This is a genomic window from Candidatus Frankia nodulisporulans (assembly GCF_902806475.1).
Classification (GTDB): Bacteria; Actinomycetota; Actinomycetes; order Frankiales; family Frankiaceae; genus Frankia; species Frankia umida.
Map to the genome: position 1 here is coordinate 1 of NZ_CADCWS010000158.1, position 10,080 is coordinate 10,080.

A 10,080-nucleotide genomic window follows, 5' to 3' on the forward strand; every position below is an offset into this window, starting at 1 on the left:
CGTCTCCCGTTCCGGTTATGGTCCCGGCTCCCGTTCCAGTCGTGGTCCCGGCTCCCGTTCCCGCCTCGGCCTCGACTCCGATCGGGCCAGGGGGGACGGCATCCGCGTCCTGGTCCGTGTGGAGCACCACCGCACAGGTCGTGGTGACCGATCCGGGCCAGTTGGACGCGGCCAGGCGGATCGTGGCCGACGAGATCGCCGCCGTCGACCGGGCCGCCAGTCGGTTCCGCCCGGACGCGGAGATCATGCACCTCGACGCCACCGGGGGCGCTCCCCAGCAGGTCAGCGAGCTGCTGGCCGAGCTGATCGGGGTGGCGCTGGACGCCGCGCGGCGCACCGGTGGGGATGTCATCCCGACCCTTGGTGGTGCCCTGGCCGATCTGGGCTACGACCGTGACCTGTCCCTGCTGGCCAGGAACGGACCGCCCGTCCTGACGGTGCGCCGACCGGCGCCGGGCTGGCGGCGGATCAGCCTGGCCGGTCGGACGTTGACCCTGCCGGTGGACGTCCAGCTCGATCTCGGGGCCACGGCGAAGGCGCACACGGCGGACCGGGCCGCGGCCCAGGTGGCCGCCCGGCTGGACACCGGGGTACTGGTCAGTCTGGGTGGGGACATCGCCACCGCGGGCCAGGCGCCGACGGGCGGCTGGCAGGTGCACGTCGCCGACCAGCCGGGTGAGCCGACCTGCGTGGTCGGTCTGGCCGCCGGCACGGCGGTCGCCACCTCGAGCACGCTGGGGCGGCGCTGGCAGCGCGGTGACCGACTGCTGCACCACATCCTCGATCCCCGCACCTGCCAGCCGGCTCCCACGGTGTGGCGGACGGTGACGGTCGCGGCCAGCACCTGCGTCGCGGCGAACACCGCGAGTACCGGGGCGGTCGTGCGAGGCCAGGCGGCACCGGGCTGGCTCGGCGCGCTCGGTCTGCCGGCCCGCCTCGTCGACGCCCACAAGGAGATCACCATGGTGGCCGGCTGGCCGTCCTCGCCGGCCCCCATCCGCCGGCGGGGCCAGCCGGGTACCGCCCTCACCGCGGCTCCCACCCGTTCCGAGGGCACGTCGCGATGAGCGTCGACACCCTCTGGTACGTGGCGCGCGGCTCCGGCGTGGTGACGTTGCTGCTACTGAGCCTGAACGTCGCACTTGGCATCATGGCCCGTTCGGGCCAGGGTCTCGCGGGCCTGCCCGGCTTCGTGGTGGCCCAGGTACATCGCACCGCGGCGCTGCTGTCGGTGGTGTTCCTCGGCATCCACGTGGTCACCCTGCTGCTCGACCCGTACGCGCACCTGACCGTGCCCGATGTGGTCATCCCCTTCGGCGCGGGCTACCGCCCACTGTGGACGGGCCTGGGCACGCTGACACTGGACCTGCTCGCGGCGATCATCGTGACCAGCCTGCTGCGCCACCGGATCGGCCGGCGCGTCTTGCAGGCGGTGCACTGGTCGGCCTACGCGGCCTGGCCGATCTCGATCGGTCACGCGCTTGGCGGCGGCACCGACAGTGGCACCGGCTGGCTGCAGGCGATGGTGGTCGTCTGCGTGCTCACCGTCGCTGGCGCACTCGCCTGGCGCCTGTCGACCGGCTTCGCCCACCCGCCCCGGGCCCGCGGTGCCCAGCCCAACCCCGCCACGCCGGCGGGCCCGCCCGGACCAGCCACACCCCCCGGACCGGCCACACCGCCTGCACCAGCCACACCGCCTGCACCAGCTACGCCGCCCGGACCACTCACGCGGTACGACCAGACCGCGGACGGCTACCGGGTCGCGCAGTACGACCAGGCCGTACCGGCCGGGCCTGGCGAGTGGCCGCTGGTCGCTTCCGGGTTCTCGACGCGGTCGGTCACGGCCGAGGCCACCATCCCCGGTTCGGCCTGTGCCGCCGGCTCCGCCCTCCCCCGATCGGACCCCCACCATGACCTTCGATGACCTCCAGATGATCAACGATGACGCCCACGCCGCCGCGTCCACCTCGATCGGCACCGCACCCTCACCTGACTTCTCCTCCCGTACACCGCTGGCCCGGCCCTCACCGCCGTCCCCCGCGGCAGCGCCCACCGCCGATCCGACTCCGACGCCGACGCCGATGCCGATGCCGGGCCAGGCTCCCGGGGTGGTCCTCAGCCGCGATGGCGAGCCGGTGGCGCTGACCGGGCCGGGACGTCCCACGCTCGCGGCCCGGCTGATGGGACTCGCGGCGGCGGACCTGGCCGAGCACGATCGGCTCTATGGACCGGTGCCCTGGCGGGGACCCGGTGGGGCGCTGCTCCACGACCTGCGCGACGCCGGCCTGACCGGTCACGGCGGCGCGGCCTTCCCCACCTGGCGCAAACTGGCCACGGTGCTGGAGACCGCGCGGCGAGGCGCCCCGGTCGGATCGGGGCGGCGCACCGCCCGGGTGGTCGGGCCACCGATCGTGATCGCCAACGCGGCCGAGGGTGAACCCGAAAGCGCCAAGGACGCGACCCCCTGCTGATCAGGGCGCCCCATCTCGTCCTGGACGGGCTGGCGCTGGCGGCAGAGGCGGTCGGCGCCGGCGAGGCCGTCGTCTATGTCAAGCCTGGCCCGGGTGCGCAGGCCGTCCGGTGGGCGCTGTCGCAGCGCCAGGTGGCCGGACGGGACCGGTGCCCGACACGGGTACACGAGGCGCCCGCGTCCTACCTGGCCGGGGAGGCGTCGGCGCTGGCCGCGGCGGTGGCCGGCGGTCCCGCGCGGCCGCACGCGCACTGGCTGCCGCTGGCCGAGGTCGGTATCGGCGGACGGCCCACCCTCGTCGACAACGTGGAGACACTCGCCCATCTCGCGACGATCGCCCGCTGGGGTGCCGGCTGGTTCCGTACCCTCGGCACCGTGGACGACCCGGGCACCGCCCTGGTCACCGTGACCGGGGCGGTGCGGGTACCGGGTGTCGTCGAGGTGCCGTACGGCACCACGCTCGGTGAACTGGTCGAGCTGGCCGGTGGGGTCAGCGCTCCGGTCGGGGCGCTGCGCATCGGTGGCTACGGCGGCACCTGGCTGCCGGCGTCCGCGCGGGCCGGGACGGTCTTCTCCCGCGCGGGGCTGGCCGCCTGGGACGCGGCGCCCGGTCCGGGCATCCTCACGGTGCTGCCCGCGCATACCTGCGGTCTGGCGAGGACCGCCCGCATCGTCGCCGAGCTCGCCGCCCAGAGCGCGGGCCAGTGCGGCCCGTGCGTCACCGGCCTGCCGCGGCTGGCCGAGGCGACCGCCGCCATGGCCGCTTTGGGCTCCCCGGTCGGCCACACCGTCGTCAGCACCTACACCCATGATCTGCGCGAGGCCGACCCGTCCGTTCGGGCCAGCGGCCCACGCCCCGCCGGCGCACCGCCCCGGGAGAACCCCGCCGCCGCCAGCCGGGCGCTGGCCCTCGCCGCCCTGGTCGCCGGACGTGGTGCCTGCCACCATCCCGACGGCGTCGCCCGCCTGGTCCGCAGCGCCCTGCGGCACCTTCGCCGCCGACATCCGCGCCCACGCCGACGGCTACTGCCGCGGCAGCGCCCCCGCCTGACCGTCCACACCACAGCCACGGCCCACACGACGGTGCCAGCCCACACGACCGGTCCGGCCCACACGACAGCTCGTTGGTGGCCACCTCGACTCATCCGCAAGGAGGATGTATGGCCCGCACGGCCCAGCAGTCCGGATCCCTCCGGCTGTGGATCGACTGGACGGCCTGCGACGGCCGCGGCTGGTGCACCGAACTGCTCCCCGAACTGCTCGACCGCGATCCGGACGGCTACCCCATCGCGCTGCACTCGGCCACCGGCCAGACCCGCGAGCTCACCGTGCCCGCACCCCTGGCCGGCCACGCCCGGCGCGCCGCCGACCTGTGCCCACGCCTCGCCCTGCACCTGCGTCCGGACTCGCCCCAGAACACCGGACGGAGCTGAACCGCCGCCCAGGCGCCAGCGTGGCGCGGACCCGCACCGCCGACGGGGCCTGGGCCACAGCCTGGGCCGAGGCCGCGACCGGGTCACCGTGGTTTCGACGCGATCAGGAGGTGACAGTGGCTCAGGCCTGGGTACCGCACCATCACGACGCGATCACCACCGCACGACACCACACCACCACGCAGACAGGCACCACCCTGACAGACCCGCCCCAGGCAGACCCGACGCGTAGGAGGGACCCACCCTCATGACCAGGCCCTACACCGTGGACGACACCAACGACACCCGCCACATCGCCGCTCCGAGCACCATGCCAGCGGCCAACCCGTACCGCGAGCAGCCCCGCGGCCCCCAGCCCGACACCGGTCAGCCCGACACCGGACGATCCGACTACGGCCAGTCCGACTCCGATCGGTACGACGCCGAGCAGACCCGAGTCGGCGGCTCCTACGGCAACCCCGCCGCCGGCAGCCAGGCGTACAGCAGCCAGCCCTTTGGCAGCCAGTACCCCGCCCCGTCGGGTTACCCGACGCACCAGAACGAGCCCGGCGGCTACCTGCCGTACCCGGACGCCGGCCGTGACCAGATGGAGTACGGCCGTCCGTGGCAGCAGCCGCCGCAGCCCGGCGGCCCGGGCGCGGCGGGTGTGGAGCCTGCCGGCGCGCGGACGCTGTGGATTCTCGCCTTCGTGTTCTCGGCCGTGGCGCTGCTCGTGCCGTTCGTCGGCTTCGCCGCCATCGCCTGCGGCGCCGTGTCGTGGAACAAGGGCAGCCGCCGCGGCAAGCTCGCGACGTTCGTCGCCATCGGCGCGACCATCGTCGGCTGGGTCATCGGCGCCCTGCTCGTGCTGTCCTGACCGTCTCCGCACCGCCTGCCGACATCGTCGGTCACCATCGCCCGACGGCCGGCGCACCACACGCCGGTGCCGCATCACCCTCGCCCCTTCCGTGATGCGGCACCGGCCCATCTTCCGACCGGGACCCATCGTCCGATCGGGATCCACGTCCGAACAGGCCGCGGCATGGCGGCGCAGTGTCACCGTCCACGCCTTCGCGCGGCACCTCCCCCGAAGTCAGCAGATCATCGTCTCATCTGGTGTCGGGGCGTTCACCCAACGGACCGTCGCGGCCTCTGCGGCGGCCAGGGGCCTGGGGGGATCTGGTGGGCCAGCGGGTCGTTCCAGAGCCGGTCGACGTCCTGGGGGCGCAGCGCGTAGCCGGTGAGACGTTCCAGGACGAGCAGGCCCTTGGGTACCGACCAGTCGAACCGGGTGAGGTCGAGGCCGTGGAACAGCGGGGCGAGCGCGGGGCTTCTCGGCGCGCGGTCGAGGCTCTCCTCGGCCAGCAGCAGGTCGCCGCCGCGGGCCAGGCTCAGCCGGTTGTCGACGTTGACGTTCCAGAACACGCTGCCGGCATGCCCGCCCAGGGACAGGTCTGCGATCGTCGGGCCGTGCGAGCCGGCGAAGCTGTTCTCCTCCATCACCACCACGATGTCGGTGCCCGGCACGTTCATCGCGGCGAGCCAGCCGACGCGATCGGGGGCGTCCATCAGGGAGTGCAGCGATCGAGGACGAACCGGGTTCGCGCCGAAGATGCGGACCACCTCGTCGCGGTCGGTACCGACGACGATGGTGATCGTCGCGGCCTCGCAGAGCACGCAGCCGCGGGACCGGATCCAGTGGTACTTCTCCTCGGGCGGCGGGGGTGGTTCGGGCTGGCCGCGCAGCCGGTGCCCGAGCCGGTCGGTCTGGCGCAGCACCAGCGGCTGCCTCAGGGGCGCGGACCAGACGAGTAGCTCGTAGGACTCGCTGTCGTGGTCACGGCCGCGGGCGGCGACCCGCACCCGGTAGTCCCCCGGCCAGGGCGGGCTCTGCTCCCGCCACTCGTGCTGCTCGGTAGTCGGTCCGGCGCCGACCACCGACGCGAATCCGATCTCGGCATGCCAGCTGACCTCGACGATCTCGTCGTGCAGCGCCAACTGCCGGGTGGTCCGCTCGGCGTTCGGTGCCTCGGCGAGCACCTCCAGGCACAGGTTGACCGGACCGTCGGCGCGACCGGTGCGCACCAGCAGCCCACCGGGCACCAGCGCGACCAGACCGTTGTCCGCGAACCGGGCATCCGCGGCACCGGCACCGAGCAGCGTCGCGTCCCCCTCGAGCAGGCCGAATACATGACCGTGGACGTCGACCAACCCGGCGTGTGCTCGGGGCAGAGTGAACAGCCGCCGGCGGCGGGCGAACAACGCGGGCCCGTAGGCGGCGGGCATCGGAGCGTGGGCCAGGTGCACCGCGGTGCTGCCAAGCCCCAGACCGACGATCGTCGCCGCGTCGTACGGCGAGCCATCCGCCCGCCGCATGATCGCGGCCGCCGTGGCGATCCCCAGGGCCAGCGCCCGTGCACCGTGGCGGGCCGCGATCCACGCCTCTTCCACCAGTTCCGCCGCGGGTGCGAGGGCCGCCACGGCCTCGGCGGGGTCGTCGGCAGGTGCGTTACCCGGCCATCCTGGTGGCCCGGTGACATACGCCGCCTCGGTCAACCCCGCGAGCCACGCGGCATCACCGCCCGCACCTACAGCCGAACCGGGGGCCGACCCCGAACCCGAGGCCGGGGCGAGCAGGTCTGCGATCGCCGGATGTTCGGTGAGGGCGGCGACGGCATCCTCGACGAAGGCGCAGACATGCGGCTCATGCAGATGTAACCGGCGCACCGCCCGGGCGGCGATCGACCCGCCCGCACGGTTGACCACGCCGATCTGGACGCGGGACGTGTGCCCACGTGAAACCGGCACCGGCACTGGGATGACCGGCGCTGGCCGCAGCCCGTTCACCGTGAGCTCGAGGGCGCCGAGGAGCCGGTCAGCTACCGACACTCCCACCGCCCGCAGGGCGCCGAGGACCGCGGAATCCTCAGACTGGGAGTAGCTCGGCCCGACCATGGAGCCCGAGCCCGCCCTCCCGAAACCGGGCCACGGGAGGCCCGGTGGTGGGAGGCTCGCACCCCGGGCACCCACCCAGCCGACCGGCCTGGGAGCGTACCCGTCGCCGAGCGCGGCCGCCGGATCGAGGCTTGCTCCGAGTCGACCGAGCGCCACCGCCACCGGGGCGGGGATGCGCTCGGCCAGCGTCGGCGCGACCTCGAGCACCCACCGCACGACCACCGCCATGGTCGCTGCGTCGATCTCACTCACGGCCAACCGCCTCCTCTGCGCGCAGGGTCCGTAACCAACGGGTCGCACGCTAGAAGACGGGTCCGACAAAAATGCGCGGAAGGTCGCGAGACGACGCCTTGGCGCAGCCAACCGCCAGGTCAGCGGCCAGTGGCGGGGCCAACGGGTCAGCGGCGGGCCAGTGGGTCAGCGGGTCAGCGGCGGGGCAGGGGCGGGAGAGGGTGACACGGTCGAACTCGGCGCCGTGCTCGTCGATGCCGCGCACGGTCAGGGTGGACGCGCCACCGGGATGGCCGGGAGTGGAGTCGACGGCGACGAAGGCGTAGTTGTCGAAGCGGGTGCGCGACCAGCTGATCGACTCGGTCACCTTGGTGCCGTCGGGGGCCCAGACGTAGCTGTTGGGCACGGCGTTCGAGCCGGGGGCGGCGACCTTGCCGCGGTAGGACTCGAGCTCGCCGGTCTGGAACGCGTAACGGGGACGGCCCGCGGAGCCGGCGGTGATGTAGATCGTGCCGTCCCTGGCGGGTTCGATCGTCGAGCCGTCGAGGGCCGCACGGGTCGGGGCGTTGCCGCGGATCGGATCGGTGCGCTCGTAGAGGTGGTTGTGTCCCTGCAGGACGAGGTCGACCTGGTAGGCGTCGAACAGCTTCGTCCAGGCGGCGCGCACCCCGCCGTCGCTGGCGTGCTGCGATGTCGTCGAGTAGGCGCAGTGGTGGAAGAAGCAGACGATGAAGTCGATGTCGGGGTCGTTCCGGTAGCCCTTGAGGGTCCGCTCCACCCAGGAGGTCTGCGCGCCGCCGGAGTAGCCGGTGTTCGTCCTGATCTCGAACGAGACGTCGTTGGCGTCCAGCGAGAGCACGGCGACGTTGCCGTAGACGAAGGAGTAGACGCTCGGGCAGCCCTGGGGTCCGCCGCCGGGCAGGTCCAGGCGGGCGGCGTGGCCGCCGTAGCCGTGCGGGGAGTAGAGCGCCTCCATGTCGTGGTTGCCGGTGGCGAACATCCACGGGCTGCGCGCGGCCGACAGTTCGATGTCGGAGAGGTAGACGTCCCACACGGTGGGGTCGTAGTTGTCGAAGCCGGTCGGCGGCTGACCGGTGATCGTCCGCTTCGGCGGCCTGCCCATGCCGGACGGGTCGGCGTAGCAGATATCGCCGGCGAGCAGGTGGAAGGCGGGATCGACGCGGGCGATCGCCGCGGTGATCGCCGAGGCGTGGGCGACGGTGGGCTGGTTGTCGTCCTTGTAGTAGTTGTCGTCGAAGAGGGCCCTGGGGGCTCCGGGGGGCGTGTGGTTGGAACCGTGGTCGCCCATCATGGTGAAACTGAACGGCCCACCCGCGCGGCCCTTGGCATGGCCGGTGCGGGTGGCCGTGATCGGCGTCGCCGCCCCGCCGGGAACCCGGAAGCGGTAGTAGTACTCGCGTCCGGGGGCGAGCCGGTCGAAGGCGGCGTGCACGTAGAACTGCTCGACGCTCAGAATCGAGCCGTCCACCTGCGGGACCTGTGACAACAGTGGACGGATCTCCGCCTCGACGGTGCCGCCGAGGGCGCGGGTCGGGCCGATGTCGACCAGGACGCGACCGCGGCCGGGGCTGCGGGTGAGCTGGCCGGCCAGGCGCAGCTGGCGGGCCGGGTCGGTGCCGAAGGCGGTGTGGCGGCCACCGACCAGCAGCGGCGCCTCGTCCGTCGCGGCGTAGGCGGCGCGGCCGAACGGGGTCGTGCCCAGGGTCGCCGCACCGGCCCCCGCGAGGCCGCCCAGCAGCAGGCCGCGGCGGCTCACCGGCCGGCGGCGCAGGAAGTTCTGGAGCCAGTCATGCTGCTCGGCCATCGTCATGTCCTGCGCGAGACGCGCGGGAACTCCGGACGCCACAACTTCGTCTGAAGGACTCACAGGCATGGGTTCGAACGTAGGGCCATCGCCGGTCACCATCACCTACCGCGACATGGCCGGGCGCCGAAGAGTGCGTAAACAACGAGGTGCCGCTTGCCCGCACGCCACCTGTCGACCCGGTGGTCGCCTCGCGATGGCTCGGCGATGGCCCGGCGATGAGGAAGCGCTGTGATGATGGTTCGGCGATGATTTCGCGCCGATTCCACCAGGCCAGAACGCGTCACCGGACAACGTCGGACAAGTTCGTACGGAAATCGGGAACAGACCGGATCATCGCCCGTCCAAGATGTTACGTTGATTACGAAATGATTTCTTCCAGATTTCCTCAGATGGCGTTTCCTCGGCGTGGCACGAAGTGGCCGTTCCACTGGATACGATGCCCGGGTGACATTGAAGGATTCGGGGGACGGCCAGCGGGACCGCACATCGGTGCACCCGCTCGTATCGCGCGCAGAAAATGTTTCGGTGCAGCTCGCCCGGGCGATCGTCCGCCAACTGGCGGAACTTCCCCGTGGTGCGAGCCTGCCCGGCGAAGCCGAGATGATCTCCAGTTACGGTGCGAGCCGCAGCTCGGTCCGGGAGGCCCTGCGCATTCTCGAGGTGCAGGGCCTCATCACCATCCGTCCTGGTCCAGGTGGCGGCCCGGTACTTGTCGGCCCGCAGAGTTCGTCGCTCGGGCGCACCGCGACGTTGTTCTTCCATCTGCTCCGGACCCGCTATTCGCATCTGCTGCGCGCCCAGGTCGCACTCGAGCCGCTGTTGGCCCGCTTGGCCGCCACCAATCCCGACCGCGAGGAGCTACGGGTTCTGGAGCGGTACGCCACCCCGGAGCCGGTCGACGTCGAGACGTTCGCCTATCTGGACCGGGCGTGCGCCTTCCACGCGGCGGTCATCGCCGCGTCCGGCAACCCCGTGCTGGCCCTGATCTGCCAGTCGCTGCGCGACATCGCCGAGGACAGGCTGGCCACCCGCGTCGAGGGCGCGGTGGTCCGTGACCCGCGGGAACGGCAGGCCACCATCGACGAGCACCAGGCCATCGCCACGGCTGTGCTCGCCGGCGCCGCCGACACCGCCGAGGCCCGGATGGCCGCGCACATGGAGGCCTACTGCACCCGGGTGCTCGC

The 10,080-nt window shown here is 72.8% G+C and carries 9 protein-coding genes and 1 pseudogene; 7 read left to right on the plus strand and 3 right to left on the minus strand.

Going from position 1 to position 10,080, the window contains the following annotated elements; genetic code table 11:
- Window positions 1–17 precede the first annotated feature (17 nt).
- From G6R24_RS14140 to G6R24_RS23760, 4 genes and pseudogenes are all read left to right on the plus strand, one after another.
- Entirely contained in the window at window positions 18–1,067 is a 1,050-nt protein-coding gene (locus G6R24_RS14140) for an FAD:protein FMN transferase (protein ID WP_163549718.1), read from the plus strand.
- Entirely contained in the window at window positions 1,064–1,924 is an 861-nt protein-coding gene (locus tag G6R24_RS14145; RefSeq protein ID WP_163549719.1) for a ferric reductase-like transmembrane domain-containing protein, read from the plus strand. Before G6R24_RS14140 ends, G6R24_RS14145 begins: the two co-directional genes overlap by 4 nt.
- On the plus strand, window positions 1,911–2,471 hold the full coding sequence (locus G6R24_RS23390; RefSeq protein ID WP_254592572.1) for a hypothetical protein: 561 nt from the start codon (window positions 1,911–1,913) through the stop codon (window positions 2,469–2,471). Before G6R24_RS14145 ends, G6R24_RS23390 begins: the two co-directional genes overlap by 14 nt.
- A 35-nt stretch (window positions 2,472–2,506) precedes the next feature.
- Window positions 2,507–2,923: pseudogene (locus G6R24_RS23760) on the plus strand (NADH-ubiquinone oxidoreductase-F iron-sulfur binding region domain-containing protein); the annotation flags it as partial.
- A 71-nt stretch (window positions 2,924–2,994) separates the two neighbouring features.
- On the opposite strand, the gene G6R24_RS23765 reads toward G6R24_RS23760, so the two are convergent.
- Complete coding sequence (locus G6R24_RS23765; RefSeq protein WP_338083971.1) at window positions 2,995–3,270, minus strand: hypothetical protein; 276 nt, start codon at window positions 3,268–3,270, stop codon at window positions 2,995–2,997.
- Between the two features lie 360 nt (window positions 3,271–3,630).
- Here G6R24_RS23765 and G6R24_RS14155 point away from each other — a divergent pair, with 360 nt between their 5' ends.
- A complete protein-coding gene (locus G6R24_RS14155) occupies window positions 3,631–3,903 on the plus strand; it encodes a ferredoxin (protein ID WP_163549720.1) in 273 nt (90 codons plus the stop codon).
- A 247-nt stretch (window positions 3,904–4,150) separates the two neighbouring features.
- Window positions 4,151–4,759 carry a DUF4190 domain-containing protein gene (locus G6R24_RS21680; RefSeq protein WP_175084924.1) on the plus strand — a complete coding sequence of 203 codons (609 nt, stop codon included), beginning with the start codon at window positions 4,151–4,153 and terminating at the stop codon, window positions 4,757–4,759.
- A gap of 251 nt (window positions 4,760–5,010) precedes the next feature.
- Here the strand turns inward: G6R24_RS21680 and G6R24_RS14165 are convergent, their stop codons facing one another.
- Complete coding sequence (locus G6R24_RS14165; RefSeq protein WP_163549721.1) at window positions 5,011–7,089, minus strand: DUF6461 domain-containing protein; 2,079 nt, start codon at window positions 7,087–7,089, stop codon at window positions 5,011–5,013.
- Window positions 7,090–7,138: 49 nt separating this feature from the next.
- The gene (locus tag G6R24_RS14170; protein WP_225438521.1) at window positions 7,139–8,893 is read right to left on the minus strand and encodes a metallophosphoesterase; all 1,755 of its coding nucleotides are present in this window, start codon (window positions 8,891–8,893) and stop codon (window positions 7,139–7,141) included.
- Between the two features lie 528 nt (window positions 8,894–9,421).
- On the opposite strand from G6R24_RS14170, the gene G6R24_RS14175 reads away from it, so the two are divergent.
- Window positions 9,422–10,080 (plus strand): FadR/GntR family transcriptional regulator (locus tag G6R24_RS14175; protein WP_163549723.1); only part of this gene is annotated, 659 nt, incomplete at its 3' end.